Annotated in this window: 22 protein-coding genes; 8 read left to right on the top strand and 14 right to left on the bottom strand. The window is 62.8% G+C overall.

Translation table 11 applies throughout. The features are described 5' to 3' along the window. Window positions 1-23 precede the first annotated feature (23 nt). Window positions 24-1,202 (bottom strand): MFS transporter, encoded by a 1,179-nt coding sequence (locus tag AC04SI_RS24240; RefSeq protein ID WP_488475042.1) that lies wholly within the window; start codon window positions 1,200-1,202, stop codon window positions 24-26. Window positions 1,203-1,419: 217 nt separating this feature from the next. Here AC04SI_RS24240 and AC04SI_RS24235 point away from each other — a divergent pair, with 217 nt between their 5' ends. The 4 genes from AC04SI_RS24235 (at window position 1,420) to carB (ending at window position 7,478) form a co-directional block, all read left to right on the top strand. Then, window positions 1,420-1,779, top strand: a complete 360-nt coding sequence (locus tag AC04SI_RS24235) for an ArsR/SmtB family transcription factor (protein ID WP_404279892.1) — start codon at window positions 1,420-1,422, stop codon at window positions 1,777-1,779. A gap of 97 nt (window positions 1,780-1,876) precedes the next feature. Further along, a complete protein-coding gene (locus AC04SI_RS24230) occupies window positions 1,877-2,635 on the top strand; it encodes a metallophosphoesterase family protein (protein WP_404279895.1) in 759 nt (252 codons plus the stop codon). Window positions 2,636-2,809: 174 nt separating this feature from the next. After that, complete coding sequence (locus tag AC04SI_RS24225; protein WP_404279897.1) at window positions 2,810-3,607, top strand: SH3 domain-containing protein; 798 nt, start codon at window positions 2,810-2,812, stop codon at window positions 3,605-3,607. 367 nt (window positions 3,608-3,974) lie between these two features. Next, complete coding sequence (carB, locus tag AC04SI_RS24220) at window positions 3,975-7,478, top strand: carbamoyl-phosphate synthase large subunit (RefSeq protein WP_404279900.1); 3,504 nt, start codon at window positions 3,975-3,977, stop codon at window positions 7,476-7,478. A gap of 144 nt (window positions 7,479-7,622) precedes the next feature. Here the strand turns inward: carB and AC04SI_RS24215 are convergent, their stop codons facing one another. From AC04SI_RS24215 to AC04SI_RS24200, 4 genes are all read right to left on the bottom strand, one after another. Beyond that, window positions 7,623-9,143: a caspase family protein gene (locus AC04SI_RS24215; RefSeq protein WP_488475041.1), complete on the bottom strand. Its 1,521-nt coding sequence runs from the start codon at window positions 9,141-9,143 to the stop codon at window positions 7,623-7,625. A gap of 195 nt (window positions 9,144-9,338) precedes the next feature. Continuing rightward, on the bottom strand, window positions 9,339-9,731 hold the full coding sequence (locus AC04SI_RS24210; RefSeq protein WP_404279905.1) for a Rid family hydrolase: 393 nt from the start codon (window positions 9,729-9,731) through the stop codon (window positions 9,339-9,341). 72 nt (window positions 9,732-9,803) lie between these two features. Next, the gene (locus tag AC04SI_RS24205; RefSeq protein WP_404279908.1) at window positions 9,804-10,271 is read right to left on the bottom strand and encodes a hypothetical protein; all 468 of its coding nucleotides are present in this window, start codon (window positions 10,269-10,271) and stop codon (window positions 9,804-9,806) included. Next, the gene (locus AC04SI_RS24200; protein ID WP_404279910.1) at window positions 10,272-10,661 is read right to left on the bottom strand and encodes a DUF6152 family protein; all 390 of its coding nucleotides are present in this window, start codon (window positions 10,659-10,661) and stop codon (window positions 10,272-10,274) included. Window positions 10,662-10,939: 278 nt separating this feature from the next. Here AC04SI_RS24200 and AC04SI_RS24195 point away from each other — a divergent pair, with 278 nt between their 5' ends. Then, on the top strand, window positions 10,940-11,260 hold the full coding sequence (locus AC04SI_RS24195; RefSeq protein WP_404279913.1) for a DUF1476 domain-containing protein: 321 nt from the start codon (window positions 10,940-10,942) through the stop codon (window positions 11,258-11,260). Window positions 11,261-11,267: 7 nt separating this feature from the next. On the opposite strand, the gene AC04SI_RS24190 is transcribed toward AC04SI_RS24195, so the two are convergent. The 5 genes from AC04SI_RS24190 to AC04SI_RS24170 all read right to left on the bottom strand — a co-directional run bounded on the left by AC04SI_RS24190 (window position 11,268) and on the right by AC04SI_RS24170 (window position 16,600). Beyond that, window positions 11,268-11,732 carry a cupin domain-containing protein gene (locus AC04SI_RS24190; protein ID WP_404279916.1) on the bottom strand — a complete coding sequence of 155 codons (465 nt, stop codon included), beginning with the start codon at window positions 11,730-11,732 and terminating at the stop codon, window positions 11,268-11,270. A gap of 283 nt (window positions 11,733-12,015) precedes the next feature. Beyond that, the gene (locus AC04SI_RS24185; protein ID WP_404279982.1) at window positions 12,016-12,759 is read right to left on the bottom strand and encodes a DUF899 family protein; all 744 of its coding nucleotides are present in this window, start codon (window positions 12,757-12,759) and stop codon (window positions 12,016-12,018) included. A gap of 575 nt (window positions 12,760-13,334) precedes the next feature. After that, complete coding sequence (locus AC04SI_RS24180) at window positions 13,335-14,921, bottom strand: peroxidase family protein (RefSeq protein WP_488475040.1); 1,587 nt, start codon at window positions 14,919-14,921, stop codon at window positions 13,335-13,337. A gap of 270 nt (window positions 14,922-15,191) precedes the next feature. After that, complete coding sequence (locus tag AC04SI_RS24175) at window positions 15,192-15,680, bottom strand: GNAT family N-acetyltransferase (protein WP_404279920.1); 489 nt, start codon at window positions 15,678-15,680, stop codon at window positions 15,192-15,194. Window positions 15,681-15,685: 5 nt separating this feature from the next. Next, window positions 15,686-16,600 carry a transglycosylase SLT domain-containing protein gene (locus AC04SI_RS24170; RefSeq protein ID WP_488475039.1) on the bottom strand — a complete coding sequence of 305 codons (915 nt, stop codon included), beginning with the start codon at window positions 16,598-16,600 and terminating at the stop codon, window positions 15,686-15,688. 159 nt (window positions 16,601-16,759) lie between these two features. Here AC04SI_RS24170 and AC04SI_RS24165 point away from each other — a divergent pair, with 159 nt between their 5' ends. Further along, window positions 16,760-17,326 carry a methylated-DNA--[protein]-cysteine S-methyltransferase gene (locus AC04SI_RS24165; protein WP_404279923.1) on the top strand — a complete coding sequence of 189 codons (567 nt, stop codon included), beginning with the start codon at window positions 16,760-16,762 and terminating at the stop codon, window positions 17,324-17,326. A gap of 11 nt (window positions 17,327-17,337) precedes the next feature. On the opposite strand, the gene AC04SI_RS24160 is transcribed toward AC04SI_RS24165, so the two are convergent. Continuing rightward, window positions 17,338-17,667: a hypothetical protein gene (locus tag AC04SI_RS24160; RefSeq protein ID WP_404279925.1), complete on the bottom strand. Its 330-nt coding sequence runs from the start codon at window positions 17,665-17,667 to the stop codon at window positions 17,338-17,340. 334 nt (window positions 17,668-18,001) lie between these two features. Here AC04SI_RS24160 and AC04SI_RS24155 point away from each other — a divergent pair, with 334 nt between their 5' ends. Next, complete coding sequence (locus AC04SI_RS24155; protein WP_006202464.1) at window positions 18,002-18,214, top strand: cold-shock protein; 213 nt, start codon at window positions 18,002-18,004, stop codon at window positions 18,212-18,214. A 341-nt stretch (window positions 18,215-18,555) separates the two neighbouring features. Here AC04SI_RS24155 and AC04SI_RS24150 read toward each other — a convergent pair whose 3' ends face one another. The 3 genes from AC04SI_RS24150 to AC04SI_RS24140 all read right to left on the bottom strand — a co-directional run bounded on the left by AC04SI_RS24150 (window position 18,556) and on the right by AC04SI_RS24140 (window position 21,003). Continuing rightward, window positions 18,556-19,164 (bottom strand): glutathione S-transferase family protein, encoded by a 609-nt coding sequence (locus AC04SI_RS24150; RefSeq protein ID WP_488475038.1) that lies wholly within the window; start codon window positions 19,162-19,164, stop codon window positions 18,556-18,558. A gap of 85 nt (window positions 19,165-19,249) precedes the next feature. Continuing rightward, window positions 19,250-20,110: an EAL domain-containing protein gene (locus AC04SI_RS24145; protein WP_404279930.1), complete on the bottom strand. Its 861-nt coding sequence runs from the start codon at window positions 20,108-20,110 to the stop codon at window positions 19,250-19,252. Then, complete coding sequence (locus tag AC04SI_RS24140; RefSeq protein ID WP_404279932.1) at window positions 20,107-21,003, bottom strand: EAL domain-containing protein; 897 nt, start codon at window positions 21,001-21,003, stop codon at window positions 20,107-20,109. Before AC04SI_RS24140 ends, AC04SI_RS24145 begins: the two co-directional genes overlap by 4 nt. 200 nt (window positions 21,004-21,203) lie before the next feature. On the opposite strand from AC04SI_RS24140, the gene AC04SI_RS24135 reads away from it, so the two are divergent. Beyond that, window positions 21,204-22,406, top strand: a complete 1,203-nt coding sequence (locus AC04SI_RS24135; RefSeq protein WP_404279934.1) for a pyridoxal phosphate-dependent aminotransferase — start codon at window positions 21,204-21,206, stop codon at window positions 22,404-22,406. Window positions 22,407-22,434: the final 28 nt, after the last annotated feature.

Here is a 22,434-nt window from a genome sequence, read left to right as displayed (position 1 = left end):
GCGGCCGGCGACTTTGTAAAAGACTACTCCGCCGGAACCGCGACCGGCCGCGCCAGCATCCGCCCGGCCAACACGACGCCGAGCCCGATCAACGGGAACGCCGCGGCGATCAGGCCGAGATCGGCCGGCGCGCCGTAGCGCAGCACGGCACCGCCGACCACCGCGCCCAGCGCCACGCCGAGATAGAGCGCCGAGGCATTGAGCGACAGCACGATCGGAGCAGCATCGGGCGCCAGCTTGATGATGCGGCTGGCCTGCGCCGGCGGGAAGGCCCAGCCGACAATGCCCCACGGCACCATCATCGCCATCAGCGCCGGCCCGGCAATATGGTGCGGCAGGAAGGTCGGGATGACCGACAGCATGACCAGCATGGCCGCGCTCAGAGCCAGCGACCAGCCGACGGTGCGCGTCGCGCCGAAACGGTCCGCCGCTTGCCCACCGGCGATGTTGCCGATGACGGCGCCGACGCCGAAGGCGAGCAGCATGCCGGGCAGCGCCAGCGCGCTCAAGCCACCGCCCTCGATGGCCAGAGGCGCGACATAGGAAAAGACGGTGAAGGCGCCGATCAGTGCCAACATCGTCGTCAGCAGGATCGGCATCACGCCGGGACGCAACGCGGCCGCCAGCCGGCGCTTCAGCGGCAGCCTGGTGCCGACGATGCCGCGCGGCAGCCGGTACCACAGGATGGCGCCGGCCAGCGCACCAAGTCCGGCTATGGCAAAGAAGGTGCCGCGCCAGCCGGCGACGGTCGCGACGAGCGCGCCGAGCGGCGCACCGAGGGCAACTGCCACCGTGGTGCCGCCGACGACGACGGCAATGGCGCGCGCCCGGTGATGGTCGTCGACCAGCGCCACCGCCGTGCCTTGCGCGGTCGCGGCGAACAGGCCCGACGACAGCGCCATGATGATGCGGGCGATCAGCAGCAATTCGAAGGACGAGCTCAGCGCCGCCACCAGATTGCCGACCACGAAGAACACCAGCGTCCACAGGATGACGCGGCGCCGGTCCCATTCGCCGGTCAGCGTCGCCAGCATCGGCGTGCCGACCGCATAGGCCAGCGCGAAGGCGGTGATCAGCGTGCCGGCGAGCGGAATGGAGATACCGGCGTCGCTGGCGATGTCGGGCAGAAGGCTGGAGATGACGAAGCCTTCGGTCGAGATCGTGAACGATCCGAGCGCAAGCCAGAAGAGGCGCTTGTCCATGGCGGGTGTCCTTAGTTCAAAAGTTATTGAACAATTGGATATAACAGGGCATGATGTCAATGAAGCCACGGAAAAATAGCTGAAGCCTGCTGACAGCCCTGTGTCAGGACAAGCGGTGGATTCGATAAGCTCTTTGCACCCGCCATGGGACGCCGTGTGCAACCACTGACGGAGGAGACGCGTTGAAATCGGCACCATTTGAGCCTAATTCTGCGGCATGACGCTACCCCACCCCAACGCTGACCAGATCAGCCTGCCGATCGTGCTCGCTGTGCTCGGCGACCCGACCAGGCTCGCCATCGTCCGCTATCTCGCCAGCAAGGAGGGCGTGGCGCTGAACTGCAGCCAGTTCCTCGATCTCGGTTCCAAGACCAATCTCAGCTACCATCTGGCCAAGCTGCGCGAGGCCGGCGTCACCCGCGCCGAGGTGGTCGGCACCAACCGGATGATCACGCTGCGCCGCGCCGATCTCGACGCCCGCTTCCCCGGCCTGCTCGACAGCGTCATTGCCGCGGCCGGCGAGGACAAGGCACTGCCCGCGGTCGGCGGCCACGACGAGATCGAAATCCAGGCTTGAGGCCGTTTCCCCGCCCCCGCGCAGCGGGGAAGAGGAACCCAAGTTCTGCAAGGTCCACCCTTCCCGACCAGTCATTCGTAAACCCACGGAGCTCCCCATGCGCATCGCCGTCCTCGCCGACATCCACGGCAATGTCCTGGCACTGGATGCCGTGCTCGACGATCTCGAACGCCGCGGTGGTGCTGATCTCACCGTGAATCTCGGCGACTGCGTCTCCGGCCCGCTGTGGCCGCGCGAGACCATGGAAAAGCTGGGGGCGCTCGACCTGCCGACGGTGCGCGGCAACCACGACCGCCGCGTTGCCGTCGACCCGGCCGACGACACAATGTGGCCCTCCGACCGCTATGCGCAGGAGCGGCTGACGGCGGCGCAGCGCGAGGCGCTGCTTGCCTTGCCCTTCACGCTGGAGATCGTGCCCGGCGTCATCGCCTTCCACGCCCGGCCGGACCATGACGAGAAATACCTTGCCGACGCGATTACCGACGGCCAGCTGGTGCGCGCGCCGCTCGCCACCATAAGGCGAAGGCTGAAGCCGATCGATCCCGCCTGCCGCATCGTGCTCTGCGGCCACAGCCACCGCAGCGAGCTGCTCCGCGTTCCCGGCGGCCCGGTCATCTTCAATCCGGGCAGTGTCGGTTGCCCGGCCTATGACGATTCGACCCCACCGGCGCATGTCTCCGAGCAGGGCTCGCCGCATGCGCGCTACGGCATTGTCGAGCTGGATGTGCCCGGCCGTCCCGACCGTTTCGAGGCGTTTGCCGTCGACTACGACCATGAGGCTGCGGCGCGGCAAGCCGAGCAGGCCGGAAGGCCGGAATGGGCGCATGCGCTCAGGACAGGGTTCATGTCAGGCTGAACCTACTGGTTCATGCCTCAAGACTGAACGCAGAATGCGTTCATACCCCCGCTGAATAAGCAGCAGCATCTTTTCGGGATGACATGGCATCGCGTCGTCCCTTATAAAACGCTCCGGCAAGCGGCGACGACTTCTGAGTCGAGCCGCGCTCTAACGCACGCCCACGGCCAGGTGATGAGGCGCACGATTACGCTCCCGAAGACGCTGTACCTCGTGATTGCGGCTCCGTTTCTGCTGGCGGCACTGCCGGTCAGGGCCGAAGCGCCTGCACCTGTCGTTTCCTATGTCAGCGGTCTCGCTCCCGACGATCTCCTCAACATCCGCGCCGCGCCGTCGGCGATCGGCAAGACGGAGGCGCGCCTGCCGGTCGGCGCACCCCTCAAGAACTTCGGCTGCGCCGACGTCAACGGCAATCCGTGGTGCAAGGTCGAAGAGGTCGACAACCCGCAAGTTCGCGGATGGGCTCCGGCGCGCTACCTCAACCCGGCCAGCGTGGTGGTGCTGACGGAAGCGGATATGGCATTTTCCGCCCAACCGAACTCTGCGGCCGCGACGCCGCCGCCCGACCTGACAGCGCGCCTGGGTGCGGACGAGATGACCGATCCCGAAGGCACGCCGAAATCCGCCGAGGCTATCGGCAGGACCGCCATGCAGGATGCCTATGGCCTGGCATTCGCGACCGTTGAAACCGCCTCGACTGGAGGGGCACCCACCGAAATCCCCTGCGCGCGCCATGTCGGCCAGCCAATGACCCGCTGCGAGACAAGCGTCGCGCATACGGGTGGCGACAGCGCGGTGACCGTGACATGGCCGGATGGCGGCACGCGCATCATCAGCTTTCACGGCGGCCTGCCGACCGGCTCGGACTCGTCAGACGAGTTCCGCTTCACCCGCGAGGGCAGCCTCAACATGATCCGTATCGGCACTTCCGAGCGCTTCGAGATCACCGACGTGGTAGCGACCGGAGGTTAGGTAGATTCTCCGCGGAGGGCGGCGGGACAGCGCCCCCCTCTGGCCTGCCGGCCATCTCCCCCACACGGGGGGGAGATCGGCAGCTTCAGCGCCTCCGCCTTTCTTCACCGACCAAAACTGGCGAAGGCGGTCGCGACGTCCAATCTCCCCCCAGTGGGGGAGATGTCCGGCAGGACAGAGGGGGGCGCGAAGGAACGAGGCGCTTGTTGGGGGCAGCCCCTACAAACCCGCATTTTCGGGGTTACATCAATCAAAACTCTTCCCTATAAGGCCCTCCTAGCCTGATACCAGAATCGCAAGCACAACCGGCCGGGTCTTCCCGCCCGGTTTTTCGTGCAAGCCGCTCGCCCAACGGAACGCCTCGCCCATGCCAAGACGCACCGACATCAAGTCGATCCTGATCATCGGGGCCGGCCCCATCGTCATCGGCCAGGCCTGCGAGTTCGACTATTCCGGCACCCAGGCCTGCAAGGCGCTGAAGGAAGAGGGTTTCAGGGTCATCCTGGTCAATTCCAACCCGGCCACCATCATGACCGACCCGGAACTGGCCGACGCCACCTATATCGAGCCGATCACCCCGGAAGTGGTGGCCAAGATCATCGCCAAGGAGCGGCCCGACGCGCTGCTGCCGACCATGGGCGGCCAGACCGCGCTCAACACCGCACTGTCGCTGCGCCGCATGGGCGTGCTCGAGCGTTACAATGTCGAGATGATCGGCGCCGATGCGCATGCCATCGACAAGGCCGAGGACCGCGCGCTGTTTCGCGAGGCGATGAGCAAGATCGGCCTTGAAACGCCGAAGTCCATGCTGGCCAACGCCACCGACGTCAAGAACGCCGACCGCAAGACGCATGAGGCCGAGCGCGCGGCACTCAAGGCCGAGAAGCCCGAGAACCTCGACGCCGCGCTCGATGCGCTGGAGACCCGCTGGAACCTCGGCGAAGGCGACCGCAAGCAGCGCTACATCAGTCACGCCATGGCGATCGCCGCCCAGGCGCTCGACCATGTCGGCCTGCCCGCCATCATCCGCCCCTCCTTCACCATGGGCGGCACCGGCGGCGGCATCGCCTACAATCGCGCCGAATTCTACGAGATCGTCCAGTCCGGCCTCGACGCCTCGCCGACCACCGAAGTGCTGATCGAGGAAAGCGTGCTCGGCTGGAAGGAGTATGAGATGGAGGTCGTCCGCGACAAGGCGGACAATTGCATCATCGTCTGCTCGATCGAGAACATCGACCCGATGGGCGTGCACACGGGCGATTCCATCACCGTCGCCCCTGCCCTCACCTTGACCGACAAAGAATACCAGATGATGCGCAACGCCTCGATCGCGGTGCTGCGCGAGATCGGCGTCGAGACCGGCGGCTCCAACGTGCAGTTCGCCGTCAACCCGGCCGACGGCCGCCTGGTGGTGATCGAGATGAACCCGCGCGTCTCGCGCTCGTCCGCTTTGGCCTCCAAGGCGACCGGTTTCCCGATCGCCAAGATCGCGGCAAAGCTCGCCGTCGGCTATACGCTGGACGAGCTGGAGAACGACATCACCGGCGGCGCGACCCCGGCCTCCTTCGAGCCGTCGATCGATTACGTGGTGACCAAAATCCCGCGCTTTGCCTTCGAGAAATTCCCCGGCGCCGAGCCGGTGCTGACCACCGCCATGAAGTCGGTCGGCGAAGTCATGGCCATCGGCCGCACCTTTCAGGAATCGCTGCAGAAGGCGCTGCGTGGTCTCGAAACCGGCCTCACCGGTCTCGACGAGATCGAAATCCCCGGCCTTGGCCATGGGACCGCGCCCGCCAGCCATGTCGATGACCGCAACGCCATTCGCGCAGCACTCGGCACGCCGACGCCCGACCGGCTGCGCATGGTGGCGCAGGCGATCCGCATGGGCACCTCGCTGGAAGACGTGCACGCCATGTGCAAGATCGACCCGTGGTTCCTCGAGCAGATCGCCGGCATCCTCGCCATGGAAGAGCGCATCCGCGAGCACGGCATCCCGGAGGACGCCGCCAACCTGCGCATGCTGAAGGCGATGGGCTTCTCTGACGCCCGCCTCGCGTCGCTGACGAAGACCGACGCCGAAGTGATTCAGAAGGTTCGCGAAAGGCTCGACGTTCATCCGGTCTACAAGCGCATCGACACTTGCGCCGCCGAATTCGCCTCGCCCACCGCCTACATGTACTCGACCTATGAAGTGCCGTTCGCCGGCGCTTTAGCCAACGAGGCAAAAGTCTCGTCGCGCAAGAAAGTCGTCATCCTCGGCGGCGGTCCGAACCGCATCGGCCAGGGCATCGAGTTCGACTATTGCTGCTGCCATGCCGCTTTCGCGCTGCGCGACGCCGGCTATGAAGCGATCATGATCAACTGCAACCCGGAGACCGTGTCGACCGACTACGACACCTCCGACCGCCTCTATTTCGATCCGCTGACGGCCGAAGACGTGCTGGAGATCCTGCGTGCCGAACAGGCGTCGGGCGAGCTGGTCGGCGTCATCGTCCAGTTCGGCGGCCAGACGCCGCTGAAGCTGGCGGACGCGCTGGAGAAGGCCGGCATCCCGATCCTCGGCACCTCGCCCGACATGATCGATCTGGCCGAGGACCGCGACCGCTTCCAGAAGCTGCTGCACAAGCTGAACCTCACCCAGCCGAAGAACGGCATCGCCTATTCGGTCGAGCAGGCCCGCCTCGTCGCCGGCGAACTCGGCTTCCCGCTCGTGGTGCGCCCCTCCTATGTGCTCGGCGGCCGCGCCATGCAGATCATCCATGACGAGGGCATGCTGCAGACCTACCTGCTCGACACCGTGCCCGGCCTGGTGCCGGAGGACATCAAGCAGAAATATCCCAACGACAAGACCGGCCAGATCAACACGCTCTTGGGCAAGAACCCGTTGCTGTTCGACACCTATCTGTCGGGCGCCATCGAGGTCGATGTCGACTGCCTCTGCGACGGCAAGGCGACCTTCGTCTCCGGCATTTTGGAGCATATCGAGGAGGCCGGCATCCATTCGGGCGACAGTGCCTGCTCGCTGCCGGTGCATTCGCTGCCTTCGGACCTGGTGGATGAGCTGGAGCGCCAGACGGCGGCCCTTGCCCGCGCGCTCAATGTCGGCGGCCTGATGAACGTGCAGTACGCGATCAAGGACGGCACGGTCTATGTGCTGGAGGTCAACCCTCGCGCGTCGCGCACCGTGCCCTTCGTCGCCAAGACCATCGGCCGTCCCATCGCCAAGATCGCCGCCCGCATCATGGCCGGCGAGACACTGGAAGACGCCTTCGCCCATTACGGCCCGATGCCCGATCCGCGCAATCCCGGCCACATCGCGGTCAAGGAAGCGGTGTTTCCCTTCGCCCGCTTCCCCGGCGTCGACATCTTGCTCGGACCGGAAATGCGCTCGACCGGCGAGGTCATGGGCCTCGACCGCGACTTCGCGTTGGCCTTCGCCAAGAGCCAGCTCGGCGCCGGCGTCGACCTGCCCCGCTCCGGCACGCTGTTCGTCTCGGTGCGCGACGAGGACAAGAAGGGCATATTGCCGGCGGTCAAGCGCCTCGCCGGCCAGGGTTTTAAAGTGATGGCCACATCAGGCACCGCCCGCTTCCTCGCCGAGAACGGCGTCGTCGCCGAAAAGATCAACAAGGTGCTTGAGGGACGCCCGCACATTGAGGACGCCATCCGCAACCGCCAGGTCCAGATCGTCTTCAACACCACGGACGGTCAGAAGGCGGTGTCGGACTCGAAGTCACTGCGCCGGGCGACGCTGATGCAGAAGGTGCCGTATTACACGACGCTGTCGGGCGCGGCTGCGGTGGCCGAGGCCATTGCGGCGCTGAAGGCGGGGAGCCTGGAGGTCAGGCCGCTGCAGGAGTATTTTGCTTGAGGCGGTTTAACTCCTCGTCTCGTTCGTTGGGGAGCAATACCCATTCCTAGCCGTCACTATCTCGATTTCGCACCAAGCGCTTCTGTGAAACAAATCTCACAACCTTAAACCTTGACCTCTACAAAAATGAAATCGCATAGCCATTCAATCCCCCAATGGGTTCGCGGCGCTGTCTGTCAAATCAACATCTATATCAAGAAATTCCTTTCCAATTGCACTTAAAATATATTCGCCGAACTCCTTTAACTTTTCTCGAAAATAACCTCCCACATCCTTCTCATTCTCAAGGAAAACCTCGCCTACAAACCATTTCGTTTTACTGCTATCCTTATACTTCCCGAACCCCTCCTCGATCGACTCAACAGTTCGAGAAAAACAAACCGCCTTTGTTCTGGAAAAAATGGGAACGAAATAGAACGTGTACCTCTTCAGCGACGCATATTTTGGCTCAAGATTCACTATCATCCCGACATAGCTAAATTCCTCGGTCTGAGAAAATCCTGTAACGAACCACTCACTAAATATCTTCGTCGTATACAGTGCGTCGTCATCTTTATTTGGAAATAGGCTACTTAAGTTTGAAAGAGAGAAACCTGCTCCCCCTTTCAAAACTCTTCGAGATACCTGCCTATATTCTCCAGTAGCTTTAGCAAACAGAGACGGAGACGACTTATCCTTGTTAAGCCAATTTCCAATCACTTCTGCGTCCGGAAAGTCAAGCGAATTAGACGAAGTGGAAGGAGTAGCCTCAAACAACTCTACCACGCTTTTTCCGAGAACCGCTTCGACTTTAATTCCCTTAATACCATCAAGAGATCTCTGAATATAGGCTTTGTCTTTATATGACTCAGCAGCATTCTTCACGGCCTGCAATAAACTCAGGACCTGCGCCTGAGGCGCACCTTGCACTCCGCTCGCTTCGGGACTCTTTTGATCTGCCATATAAGAATCTATTACCGTGCGTATCGATTCTGGAATATCCATAAAAACATCAGTAAAGTCGGCTTGTATTGCGAACAGCGGTTTTTGTCTGGCATTCCCACTAAAATCGTCAGAAATATAATCTACAACATCTTTGTACCTTATAGTGCGGGCGTCATGTTTACAGACCGCTTGCAGGAAACTTTTTGTAAAATAACTTAACTGCGTATCAGCATATGAACCTTGGTCATTCTGAGTAGAAAACATAAAGTAGCAAGTTTTGAAATTATCCTTTGTCGATTTGATGTATTCACCAACGTTATCGGCATCCTTTATGTAACCAACGCCAGAGTTGCAAGCGTCAACAATTTTGATTGTCTTTTCTGGCTTTAGAGACCTGAAAAGATTGTCCAGCTCCGAGTTTTCCAATGACGTCTGTCTTAATTTGTTGCTATTATAATCGCTCAGTATGTAGTAAAATTCACTACCATCATAATGGCCATGCCCAGAAAAATAGAAGAAAAGTTCATCTACTATATTACATTTATGTTTGGCTATAAATTCCGCCAAACGCTCTTTTGTTGGAGCACTCTTTAATTCTTCAGAAATTGCCAGACAATCTTCGAATTTTTGCGAAGAATCTATTAATTTTTTGACTGCCTCTGAATCGTTTAAACAGGCAGGCAGATTGCTGACGGCATTGCCGCTATAATCACTGACGCCAACTATGACCGCTATATTCATCTCACCTCACCCCCCAAGTCTTTCAATTCTCGGTCACCCTGTTCGAGAACTGCCAATCTCTCGTTCGGATAGACGTCTGCGCTAGCTTAGTCCTATTCGCCCGTGCCGCGCAATGAAGGTCAGAGCATCGGACAATAAGTTGCAGAGCATCGAGGCCCGACTAATCGCCTTCTCTTTCGCAGGGGAAGGAACAGATCACGCCACCGCCACGCACTCGATCTCGATATCGAACTCCATCGGCCATGACGCCACCGGCACGAAACTCCGCGCCGGCGGGTTCGTCGAAAAGTACTTGGCATAGACCCGATTGATGGCGGTGTAGAAGCCGGAATTGACGGCGTAGATGCGCACCATCACCACGTTGTCCAGCGAGGTGCCCGCCGCTTCCAGGCAATGTTTCAGCGCCTTCAGTGACGCATCGGTCTGCGTTTCGATGTCGCCGCGCACCATCTCGCCGGTCACCATGTCCACCGGCGGCGTCGCCGAGATGAACACGAAGCCGTTGGCCTTCACCGCCGTCGAGCACGGCAGGCCGAGCGCCCGCACCTTGTCCGACATCACCGGCACCTCGATGACTTCCTTCTTCATGGCAATCCTCCCTTTGTTTGCAGGGAGCTTATCCGCCCACCTTGGGAAGGCCAGTGCCGGCGCTCACTTTGGTCAGAGAAAACCGATGAACCGCCCGGCGAAAAGCACCGAAGTCCACAGCACCATCGAGAGCACGGCCAGGATGGTTGTAGTCCCGCCGGCCGGTACGTCGCCGCCTGTTGTGTGGCTGAGGCGCATGAAGGCGAAAAAATTGAGGCCGGCGAGCAGGATGAGGGTTATCTTGGCGAGGAAAATCGGCATCGCCGCATAGGTGCTGGCCTTGACCGAAAACAGCAGCGAGCCGGTGACCAAAGCGCCGGCGAACGCGCTCAATGCTATGCGGCGCAGCAGCGCGACGAACGCCGCGTAGGGCAGCGCGCGGAAGGCGCCGCAGACCCGCAAGTCCATGAGCATGACGCTGATCAGCAGCGCGCCGATCGCCATGATGTGGAGCGCATTGACGATCGGATAGGCGATGAAGGAGGCCTTCAGTCCCCGCACGAAGGCGAGCTGCTCGATGCCGGCGAGGAACTCGGCCATTTACGCCGGTGGCACGCGGTCGGGATAGACATCGTACGTCTTGCCGCCGACGATGACGCGGACCGCCTTCATGCGCTTTTCGGTCTCGTCGAGCGAGCGGTTGCCGATCGCGGTCACCTCGTCGCCGACCTTGGCGACCTCCTCGGTAAAGCCGGCGGCGATCGTGCGGGATGGCGGCGCCATCTCCACCCGCCAGGCCTCACCCTCCGCGTCGACATCCAGCGTGGCATGCGGATTGCCGATATAGATGGCCGTGATCTTGCCCCTGAGTTCGAAGAACCCGTCCGCCGTCCACGACCAGCCATGATGGGCATAGGCCGCGGTGCCGGCGGCAAGCATCACCGCCGCTGTCAGCGCGACGCTGCGTATCTGGTTGAAAGGTGACTGCATCGCTCGTCTCCTCGGTTCATCCAGCAGGCATTCGAGAGTAGGTCACGGCACGCCAACGTCAACTCACATCGGAACGAATGCCTCTGGCATTGTGAGAATTTGCAACGGATCCGATCAGGATCGGTGCGGTGCCGTTCATCCAGGCGCCGGCTCGATCACCGCCATGAACGATCCGGCCTTGCTAATGACATCCATGCGCGCCACTCTCGCCCCACCTGGCCGCTCTTCCCCCAGACATCGGGTTAAGGTCGGTCTCACATCTCTGAACGAGGCAAACCATGAGCAGCATGAGAGACCGTCAGGAAGGCTTCGAAAAGAAGTTTGCGATGGACGAGGAAACGAAGTTCAAGGCCATGGCGCGCCGCAACAAGCTGCTCGGCCTGTGGGCCGCCGAAAAGCTCGGCAAATCCGGTGAGGATGCCGACGCCTATGCGAAGGAGGTCGTGCGTTCGGACTTCGAAGAGGCTGGCGACGACGACGTGTTCCGCAAGGTGCGCGCCGATTTCGACGCGGCGGGCGTCGCCCAGTCGGATTCTCAGATTCGCGCCGCCATGGCAGAACTGCTGGTGACCGCGGTCGAGCAGATCAGGACGATCTGAGCACCGCTTACCCCTGCCCCGGATACGGCGTGCCATCCTTGTGCAGGAAGCGGCCGTCGGAGTTCGGGCTCATCATGTCGATGTCGGAGCAGGTGGTGACATCGTCCGGATTGCGCGAGCCGACTTCGAGGTAACGAGCCGTGACTGACGACCGGTTGATCATGTGGTGTCCGTTGCCGCTGTTCCTGGCGAAGGTGGCGCAGTCGCCTGCCTTGAGCAGCGTCTCGCCGCCGTCCTCGACCAGCGTCAGTTCGCCTTCCAGCACATAGACGAACTCGTCCTCATGGCTGTGCCAGTGGCGCTGGCTGGACCAGCCGCCGGGCGGCAAGGTCATCAAATTGACGCCGAAATCGCTGAGACCACCCGCATCGCCGAGGCGCCGCCTGGTGCGGGTTGCGCAAGGCTCATCGAAAGGCGCCGGATAGGGCGAGCCCTTGCGGGCGGGCACGGCAGATAGGTCGATCTTGGGCATGAACTTCTCCCTTCGGTCGGTGCCGAAATTGTAGACGACGACTGCCGTCGAAGCGCCTTCCCTTCTCCCCTTGTGGGAGAAGGTGGCCGAGCGAAGCTCGGTCGGATGAGGGGTGCTCCAGCTTGGCGATACGCCTACTCACAACCGCCCATAAGCGCCGAAGATGGCGCAGAATTGTCACCGTCTCATTTCTTCCAACACCCCTCGTCCGTCTCGGCGCTGCGCGCCGATCCACCTTCTCCCACAAGGGGAGAAGGCAAGGTCTTCGCTTCGCCCTACCCTCTCAATGACAGCACCCCTCGCCATACTGCAGCTGTTCATTCCAGTTCGGTCGGCCCGCCGGGGTAAAATCCATCAGGTTCCACAGGATCTCGCAGGTACCGATGGCGCGCGGGTCCTGGCCGGGTTCGGGCGGCGCGAAGCCGAGCTCCGACGACCAGAAATGCCTGACACCATCGCCGTCGCGGTGGAACACCGACAGCACCGGCAGTTGCGCGCCGTCTTCGGCCTCGGCCTGATAGTCGCGCTTGAAGCTGTTGCCGGCCGAGGAGATGAGCCGCATGTTCTTCCAGCCGCGGTCGCGGCCGAGCGTCAGCAGATTGTCGAGTGCGGTCCTGGCCACCACGACGAAGTTGAAGCCGGCGGCCTCGAGATGGCCGACGGCGCCGTCGAACTGGTCGAGCAGCGCGGTGCAGGACGGGCATGGCTGATCGACCCGGGCGAGCTTCGCCGTACCGCCGCTGGTCGCCACCTCGCGCGTCTCCTGCGGATGACGCGGGAACATCATGCTGTAGAGGATCAGCGTGTCCTTGCCGGGCGCAAACAGCTCCGACAGCTTTATCCGCGCCGGCTTGCCGTCCGGCCCAAGCCCGTCGAACACATAATCCCGCGGCACCAGCCCACCCTTGGGCAGCGCGCGCCGGGCGACCGCCACGTCCTCCATGGCGCGGCGCAACTCGATTTCCTTCTGCAGCAGTTTTTCGCGGGCGGCGCGGTATTCGCTGGATTCATTGGGAAAGCTGATCATCGTCATCTCCATCTCCTGACGACGCGCCCGTTGCCGGCGACGCGCCTTGCCTCTCAAGGACGCACGGCGCGGCACGGTTCCGACATTTTTGCGCGCCCGGAACGGCGATGAAATGCGATACCTTGCCGGGGTGCGAAGCTACGGCGCCGGCACCGGGCAGTTCAGCTCGCCTTCGGGGCAATTGAGATAGGTCTGGAAATCCTTCAGCCGGTCGTTGGTGCGGCGACGAGGGCCGCGCCTGGGCGATCGAGCTCAAGAAGAAGATCGGCAACGCGCCGGATATCTGAAGTGCAAGGGCGCATAAGCAAGCGGGCCCCGAACCCGCCCCGGGACCCGCCCTGGAGTGGCTGACACATGCCGGCGCAGCCGCCCCGATGCCTTGCAAGCCCTCGATCCCCCGATCGGCGCCCCGCGTGGCATGACGCAGGGGTAGCATCTGGGCGCGGCGGCCTATGTGAAGCAGTTCACAAAGCCGCTGCGAAGCCGGAGGATTCCACGCCAGGGCCGAAGATTCGTGCCCGCGGGCCGAAATCTCGTGCCCCGATTGAAACACAACCGGGGCACGAACACGCTGATCAGTCGCCGATCGGATTGAGCCCCTTGTCGGGGTTGGCCGGGTCGGCCGCCTTGGCGACGAACTTCAACAGGTCGGTCATGAAGAACGTGCCTGGCTTCGCCGCGGGCAGGTCTGGCTTCCAGCCCGGCTTGGACAGGAAGGACTCCTCGTCACCCTGGACGAGGCCGACAAAGACCTCGCCGACGATGCGCGCGCCCACCGGTCCGAGCCGCTCGCCGCCGCCCTTCACCTGCGCTTCCTTCAGTATGTAGTACCAGAGCGGCGTGTTGGTGTGGAAATTCAACGACTTGGCCACCGCACCGTCGGGTCCGGACGCGATCTCGTCCGGAGTGATCGGCGTGAAGGTGATCTTCTTGCGCATCTCCTTGGCCACCGCCTGGCCCGAAGGCAGGCCGAGGCGCACACCGCGCTTCAGGTTGCGGAAGGCGAGGCTCGCCTCCGGGCCGGTGGCGCCGGGCAGCTTGTGCAGGGCATCGGTCAGCAACGGGTCGATCTGGTGCGAGAAATTGAACTCGAACTGCGCGGTGTTGGCCGGTGGCGGCAGTTCGAAGAAGCGCCGCCAGTCGATCACCCAGTTGCTCGGCAAGGTGCCTTGACCAGGCACGCTGCTGGACAGACTGCCGGAAAGATTGCTGAAGCGGAAAAGGGTCGCGAGCCTGGCTTCCGCAATATGCGGAATGGGTGTCCTGAAAATGCGGTTGTGGCTGTATTTCTCGCGCACCATGGAGTGTCCGAGACGGTAGGCTGCGGCCGAGAACTCCCACGGCATGAACGGCTTGGTTTTGAAGCGGTAGAACTTGCGGCCCTCCTGCAGGATCTTCGCCACGAAGCCCTTCTCGGTCAGCCGCTCGACCCAGTCGTGCAGCACCAGCCATTGATAGTGCCAGCGCACGGTGCGCGCCGCGTCCTCGAACAGCTTGTCATCGGGCACCCCTTTGGCCTTCAGGTGATCGATCACCGCATTGTGGAATTTCAGGAACGCCAGGTGGATCTGCGCCACCAGCAGGTTCTCGTCATTGCGATGATCGCCGATCAGGGCGACGCCCTGCATGTTGCGCGGCAGATCGTTCGGCAGTTCGGGCACCTGCCCCACCCGGTCGCCGTTTTCTTGCGAAGCCTGCGCGGTGCCGATCAGCAGCTTCGGCGAATCCACCGCGCCACTGCCGCCAGGGGCTGGCTCGCGCGCGAACAGGAAGCGATGCGGACCGGGACCGGCGCCGTAGACGCAATCGAGGTCGAGGCTCGGCGAGCGGAAGTTCTTCACCATCCCCGGATCGGCCAGCGCAAGGCTGAGCGGCGTCATGTCGAGCGTGATGTCGTGATCGACGAATTGGCCGAGATAGGTGAACCCGGACGGGATCTTCTTGTTGTCGTGCGGATCGGGATTGGGCTGGTCGACCGGCGCCGGATCCTTCATGGCTTTTGCCAGCGTATCAAGGTCGGCATCGCTGGCGGTAAAGGCGGGCAAATTCTTGAACATGAAATCGAAGAAGCCAGCACCCAGCTTTCCGCCGGGCACGATGGCCGCCGCGGCGCCGGCCTTGGCCTTCTTGGCCCCGGGCGCGGCCGCCGTCTTGGCGGCCATCGCGACCTGTTCAATCGCCTTTTCGGCGAACACTTGCCGGCTAACAAAGCCGTGCCCAATCCTCTTTCGAAGGTTTGGTCCTGCCATAGTCTCGTCCCTCCATTTTGAAATTCGACTATCCAAAATATTTGGTCAGATGCACTGCGTGACGAAAATCTATTAGCAGTTACTTTTTGCCGGACGCTGTGAAGCGGTTCACAAAGCCGCCATGCTTCCCACCACGAAGCGTCGCGATGACAAGACAGCGCCAAAATCTTGGTAAACGGGGACTTAACCTTCCCAGGCGACCGGTATCATGCCCAGCCGCTCGTAGAGCCTGACAGCGGCGGCATTCTCCACCGTGTTGGTCTTCAGGTCGACATGAGAGGCGCCCCGGTCGCGGAAGGCGAGGAAGGCGTGCCGCATCAACGCCTCGCCGATGCCCAGGCCGCGTGCCTCGGGATGGACGGCGAGGTCTTTCACGAAGGCCGTTGCCCAGCAAAGTGCGGCAGCCGCCAGCCGCCCCTTGCCGTCGATGACGAGGAAACACAAGGCCGGGTCGAACTCCGCATCATCGGAAATTCGTGGCCACCATTCCTCGAACGGCCCGTCGGCGCCATCATCGAAGACTTCCGTCAGCAGGGCGTGCAGCGGCACCGCATCGGGCGCCGCGAAGCCGCGCATGACAAAGCCTTCGGGCCAGCGCGGTGGCAGCAGCGTGTCGTCGAGGATCTTGCGCAGCCGGATGTCGTCTGGTGCCGGCGGACGCGGTTCAGGCATCGTGCTCAGGCATCGGGCGGCAAGCGCCGCCGCGTGCGGTCGGTGCCGAGGCCGGTCGCCTCGAGCAGGCCCTCGCGCTTGGCGTCGTAATAATAGCCGCTCTGGTAGAGTTGGTCGGCGCGCTTGGCATTGCCGCCCGACACCAGCCAGGCACCGCGCAGATACTTGACCGCGTATTTCAGATTGGTCTCGGCATCGAACAGGCCGGCTGCCGGCCCAAGATAGCCCATGCCGCGCGCCGTGGCGTGCTTGATCTGCATCAGCCCCCAATGGCCGCGATTATAGGCCTTCGGGTTGAAGGTGCTCTCGCGGTTGACGACATGGCGCACCAGGTCGACCGGCACCTGGTAGAGCGCGGAATATTTCTCGATCAGCCGCTCGATCTCGCCGCGGGGGCCTGTCGCGTGCTCGACCGGTGGGCCGGCCGGGGCAAGCAGGGCCGGGTTCTCAGGCACGACATAGGCGACCTGCTGGACGCCGGGCATAGCGGCTGTCTTGACCGTCTGTCCGGTGACCGGCATGGCCATCGCTGCCGTTGCATAAACAGGCGCCGGCTCGACCGAACCGGGGCTGGTCGGAGAGGTTCCGGCCATCACCGCGGGCTGGGCGGCCAGCGGCGTCGGCCCGGCAAAGGCTGCCGGCTGCGCCGGTGGTGGCAAGGGCTCTCCTGGCGTCGCTGCGACAGCATCGCCGGTCAGCGCCGCCGTCTGCACCGGGACCAGGCCGGACGATTCCGGCAGCACCGCTACCGTGTCGGGCAATGCCAGTGTCGGGCTGTCATCCTCGACGGCTGGGGTGGCGGCCGCGGCAAGCGCCGGCGCCACCTTCATCTGCGACGTCGAGGTGCAGCCGCTCAGGCCGGCCGCGGCGATGAGCACGCCGATCGCAGAAAAGATGAATTTTGCTGGCAAGCCGCGCACGGGTCCGGTTCATCGGGTTGTTAAGAAGTCCTTACACCAGCGCTTTTCCTCCGGCAATCCGGGCCAGCAGAAGGTTTTCGGGTGGTCGGAGCGACCGGGAACTGCCATATTGTTCCTGATTTGTACTGAATTCCCTCCCATCCACGGAAGGAGCATGTCATGGGAACCACCTCTCACACCGCCGGCCATGCGGTCTTCGAAACCGTGCTCGGCTTCATGGGCATCGCCTGGAGCGAGGCGGGCCTGATGCGGCTCTGCCTGCCGGAGCGCAACCGCGACACGGTGGAACGCCGGCTGCTGCGCCACCCCGGTGTTGCTGCATCGGGTGAACAGCCACGCTGGGTCGTCGGGCTGATCGCCTCGATCAAGGCCTATGCCACGGGCGAGGACGTCGATTTCTCCGGCGTGCCGGTCGATCTCGCCGGCATCGACGATTTCCGCCTCGCCATCTATGACGCGGCACGAAAACTCGGCTACGGCGAAACCACCACCTATGGCGAATTGGCCAAGCGCGCCGGCCATGCCGGCTTGCCCCGCGAAACCGGGGCGGCGCTTGGCGCCAATCCGGTGCCGCTGGTCATCCCGTGCCACCGCATCCTTGCCGCCGGCGGCAAGATCGGCGGCTTTTCGGCGCCCGGCGGCTCGGCCACCAAGGAAAAGATGCTGGCCATGGAAGGCGTGCGGGTCGGCCCGCCGCCGGTCGCGCAGGCTTCGTTCGGGTTCTGATACAAGCTGCCTTAGTTGTGCTTGAGGATGCGGCGGCGGAAGTGGCGGTCGAAATCCGGCCGCTTGCAGATATAGACCGGGCAGGATTTCGTGTCGGCGCTTGGCACGTAGGCGCGAGCCCTGATCTCACCGATGTCGCAGAAGCGCTCACTCTGCACATAGCGATTGTAGAGCGGCAGGCCCGGCACGCGCGCCGACTGGTAACGCAGGATGACCGCGCCCTGGCGCGCGATCGTCGCCTGCACCTTGCCGCAGCTCATGCGTGTCGGATCATGGCGCGAAGCCGCCTGCGCCCCGGCGGCCACCAGCGTCAGGCAGGCGGCAAGCAGAATCGTTTTCATGGCCCTCTCCGAAACCCGATCGGCGCCCGCCGCATCGGCCCGAAAATCGCAATCGATTTTTCGGGAAAGCACGATGCCCAGCCTCCAAAGGCACGCGATCCAATCGCCACGCTTCCACGCGATTGGGGCGGCCGTTGGGCAATGCCGCAATCACGCCCTTCTCACACAGTCTTGTTTTCGACGCGGAAACAGCCTATATGGCTCCCATTGATATTTCGGCCGATCGATCGGGCCTCGCGATCTTCGCGTTTGCTGACGTCTATCTCCAAAATCTCGATACCACCGGCTGGACCTCGGTCCGGTCAAACTAAAGCAAATGTGAAGGACTATCGAAATGGCAACTGGTACGGTCAAGTGGTTCAACGCCACCAAGGGCTTCGGCTTCATTCAGCCTGACGCGGGCGGCGCGGACGTTTTCGTCCACATCTCCGCTGTCGAGCGCGCTGGACTGTCGACCCTGGTCGAAGGCCAGAAGATCAACTTCGAGATCGAGCAGGACCGCCGCACCGGCAAGTCCGCTGCTGGATCTCTGAGCAAGGCAGCCTGATTTGGCGATAGCGCGCGCCGGACGAAGGTTCGGGGCGCGCGGCAAGTCACGGATGTACTGACGGTCGCGCGAGAAGCGCGCCGGAGCGGAAGGGACCCGACAAGCCGAAGCAGCGGATTGCTGCCGGCCCGGCCCCAACGCTCCCGATCAGGCTACCGGAATGGGAAGGCGGGATTTTATCCCGCCTTTTTATTTGTCTGAATTTCAGACGCCGACAATTGGCGAAACCGGCGGTGCTGCTCCTTCTCCCCGTATATAGTGACGGGGAGAAGAACGCCCTCGCCGAACATTTCGCCAGTCGTCGACGTTGCTTTGCAAAATCGGCAACGCACACCAACAAATCAGGGCAGCCATTCCATCGGCACATGCGCCGGATCCGCCTCCACTCGGGCAAGCCAGGCGGACACTGCCGGATAGGCATCGAGCTGGAAGCCACCCATCTCGGCCGTGTGCGTATAGGCATAGAGCGCAATGTCGGCGACGCTGAACGCGCTGCCCGCGAAGAAGTTGTTTTCCTGCAGATGCCGGTTCATCACGCCGAGCGCCTTGTTGCCGCGCTCCAGCGTCAGCGCCAGCCGCTCCGGCGTCGCATCACTAGCTCTTTCAGGGAAGGTCAGCAGCGCCTTGCGCACGGCGATGTAAGGCTCGTGGCTGTACTGCTCGAAGAACAGCCACTGATAAGCAAGCCCCCGCTGGTAGCGGTCGGCCGGCAGGAAGCGCGTGCCTTCGGCAAGATAAAGCAGGATGGCGTTGGATTCGGCGAGCCGCCTGCCGTCGTCGAGCTCGAGCAGCGGCACCATGGCGTTCGGGTTTTTGGCGACATAGTCGGCCTTGCGGGTGTCGCCGGTGTGCGAACTCACCTCGACATTGGTAAAGGCGATGCCGAGCTTGGCCATCAGCAGGCGTGGCTTGTAGCAATTGCCGCTGTCGATCATTCCGTAGAGTATCATCGCCGCTCCCTCGCGCGTTCAGCCCGCTGCAAGGCTCTATCGCGACGCGGAGGAGATCATCCAGTGATTTGTTTTGGCGTTCCCATCAGCGCCGCTGATGCAACGGCACGACCTTGTTGTCCATGCCGAGCAGCGCCTCGATGGAAAGCGGCTCTTCGTTGAAGATCGTGCCGGCCAGCGCCGGCCGAGCGAGGTGGAATCCCTGCAGCAGGTCGACGCCGCCGTCGAGCGCCACCCGCAGATGCACCGATTGCTCGATCCCTTCGACCAGCACCTTGGCGCCGCGATCGTGCAGCATCGAGACAAGCGGCCGGAAGAAGCGTTCGGCGGCGGCATGGCGGCAGAATTGCGCAAACCATGTACCGTCGATCTTGACGATATCGGGCGAAAGCAGCGCAATCCGCTCCTCCGTCGAGTGCCTGGTGCCGAAATCGTCAATGGCGATGCGGATGCCGTGGCGGCGCATTTCATGGACCAGGCTGACAAGCACCTTGTCATCGGCCGCCTGCTCGGTGATCTCGCAGACCAGCATGCCCGGATGGAGGTCGAAGTCGCCGAGATGCCTGGTCATCAGCCGGATTTCGGCCAGCGCGCGTCCGAGATGGTCATTGACCAGCGGATTGTAGTTGAAGAACAGGTCGAGCCCTTCGACGCCGATGTTGCGGAAGTTCCTCAGATGCAACATCCGGCACATCGTCTCGACGAACAGGCGATCCGCCGCCGCAATGCCATCGAAGAACACCGGCGGGGCAACCGGCCTGCCGGCGCGATGCGGCTCGATCAGCCCTTCGACGGCGACCGCCGTCAGCGTTCCGCTGCGCGGCGTGAAGATCGGCTGATAGGCGCTTCTCAGCCGGAAGGCGCCGTAGACGCCATATTCGATACCGACCTCGTCGGCAAAGATCGCGTCGGCGGCATCGCGCCGCCTGTCCGGCCGCGCGCTCATGGCGCCACCTTGCGCCCAAACACCCTCGCTGGCCGACCCGAGGGCGTCACGGCCGGGCTGGCTGGTGCCTTGGCCCTGCTGTCTGTCGCCTGCGCCTGTACGTCCTTGCCGAAACCACGAAAACTGGTCGGTGCAAGCTCCGGCCGCGCCAACACGAAGCCCTGCACCATCGAAGCGCCGGACTTTTCCGCCAACTCGAGCTGCCAGCCTTCCTCGATGCCTTCGAATACCGTGCGGATGCCTTGCTGTTCGAAGCTCGTCACCATGGCGGTCAACAGCGCAAAGCCGGCGCCGGACTCCATCAACTGCGTGATCCAGTGCGCGTCGAACTTGACGATATCGGGCCTGAGCTCCTTGATGCGGTTGATGTCGGAATCGTCGGCGCCGTAGTCGTCGACCGCGATGCGAAAGCCGTTGGCCCTCAGCGCCTCGACGAAGCTGTAGAGGGTTTCCTGCGATGCCGACTTCTGCTCGGTGACCTCGCAGACGATGCGGCGCGGATCGATGCCTGCCTCGTGCAGCACCAGCCTCATATCGCGCAGCGCCATGTCGGCAATGGCGCGGTCGCTGAACACCGACGGGTCGAAATTGATGAAGATCGATGCCTCTTCCGGCAGGCAGGCACCGGCATTGAGGAGATGCAGTGTCCTGGTCAGCGCCTCGATGTGCAGGCGGTCGGCTGCCGGACAGGTGCTGAAAAAGCCCATCGGCGCCTGCGGCTCGCCGTCACGAAACGGCCGGATAAGTCCCTCGAATGCGACGACCGACAACTTGCCTTCCTTGAAGGCGAAGATCGGCTGGAAGGCGCTCTGCAGCGTATAGATGCCCCAGACACCGCTGGAGGTGCCGTCATCGTGACGGATGATGTGGGCAAGCCCGATGCTACGCGACACGGTTCCTCGCTCCGCAAGACTGGCGGAATATGGGTTGCGATCCTGCCGTCCAAGGTTCTACCGGCCGTTGATGAATTTATTGTTGCCGCGGATTTGAGGTCTGGTTCATCCGACAATGCTTGCGCTTGGCGGCATGATGCGACAAGAGAAGCGCCGCGGCCGCTCCTGGCCGCGCCGATCGTCCCTGGAGATATCTGGTCATGGCCTTTCTTGCCGACGCCCTTTCCCGCGTAAAGCCTTCCGCGACAATCGCGGTGACGCAGAAAGCGCGCGAGCTGAAAAATGCCGGCCGCGACGTGATCGGGCTGGGCGCCGGCGAGCCGGATTTCGATACGCCCGACAACATCAAGAATGCGGCGATCGAGGCGATCCGCCGCGGCGAGACGAAATATCCGCCGGTCTCCGGCATCGCGCCGCTACGCGAGGCGATCGCCAAGAAGTTCAAGCGCGAGAACAATCTCGACTACCGGCCGGAGCAGACCATCGTCGGCACCGGCGGCAAGCAGATCCTGTTCAATGCCTTCATGGCGACGCTGAACCCCGGCGACGAGGTCATCATCCCCCGCCCCTACTGGGTCAGCTACCCCGAAATGGTGGCGATCTGCGGCGGCACGTCGACCTTTGCCGACACCTCGATCGACAACGGCTTCAAGCTGACGGCGGACGTGCTGGAAAAGGCGATCACGCCGAAGACCAAATGGCTCTTGATGAACTCGCCGTCGAACCCGTCGGGCGCCGCCTACACGGAAGCCGAACTGCGCGCTCTGGCCGACGTGTTGTTGAAGCATCCGCATGTCTGGACGCTGACCGACGACATGTACGAGCACCTGACCTATGGCGACTTCGTCTTCAAGACCATCGTCGAGGTCGAGCCGAAGCTCTACGAGCGCACGCTGACCATGAACGGCGTGTCGAAAGCCTATGCCATGACCGGCTGGCGCATCGGCTACGCGGCGGGCCCGGTAGCACTGATCAAGGCGATGGACATGATCCAGGGCCAGCAGACCTCAGGCGCCTGCACCATCGCGCAATGGGCGTCGGTCGAGGCGTTGAACGGCCCGCAGGATTTCATCGCCAAAAACAAGGCGATCTTCCAGGGCCGGCGCGACCTTGTCGTCTCGATGCTCAACCAGGCGCGCGGCATCACATGCCCGTCGCCGGAAGGCGCCTTCTATGTCTATCCGTCCTGTGCGCAGTTGATCGGCAAGACGACGAAGGCCGGCAAGGTGATCGACACCGACGAGACCTTCTGCTCGGAGCTGCTGGACGCCGAGGGCGTGGCGGTGGTGTTCGGCTCGGCCTTCGGCCTCGGCCCGAACTTCCGCATCTCCTACGCCACCTCGGAGGCCCTGCTTGAAGAGGCCTGCACCCGCATCCAGCGTTTCACTGCCTCACTGACCTGATTGGGCATAGTGTTGTTGCCAAGAAAAA

The sequence above is a fragment of the Mesorhizobium sp. CNPSo 4689 genome (assembly GCF_057784325.1).
Note: the sequence above shows the minus strand (reverse complement) of the source record. Positions and strands in the feature narration are given on the sequence as shown.